Source organism: Aliivibrio sp. A6, assembly GCF_028765505.1.
GTDB classification, from domain to species: Bacteria; Pseudomonadota; Gammaproteobacteria; order Enterobacterales; family Vibrionaceae; genus Aliivibrio; species Aliivibrio finisterrensis_A.
Genome location: NZ_JARACR010000166.1, coordinates 1 through 251, shown reverse-complemented (window position 1 = coordinate 251; position 251 = coordinate 1). Strand labels below are relative to the sequence as shown.

The following is a 251-nucleotide window of genomic DNA, read 5'->3' as shown; positions in this document are numbered from 1 at the left end:
TGCAATCGTCGGTACAACCGTATCAACCGTAAAGTCTATTGAAGCTCCCGCGGCATTATTATTGCCCTTAGCATCAGTAAAGCTATCTTTAGCTACCGTTACTTTGCCTGCCGCGACACTGTTTGCCGTTGGTGTAAACACCACTGTATAACTTGTACCTGAACCAGTTAGAGTAGATAAAGTACCACCCATAACACTTAAGTCTGACGCTACAAAATTCGTAGACGCTTCACTTAATGTTATGGTGATTG

The 251-nt window shown here is 43.0% G+C and carries 1 protein-coding gene; it reads right to left on the bottom strand.

Annotation, left to right across the window (positions count from 1 at the left end):
• A partial coding sequence (locus PVK70_RS19025; protein WP_274441729.1) for an Ig-like domain-containing protein occupies positions 1–251 on the bottom strand: 251 nt, incomplete at both ends.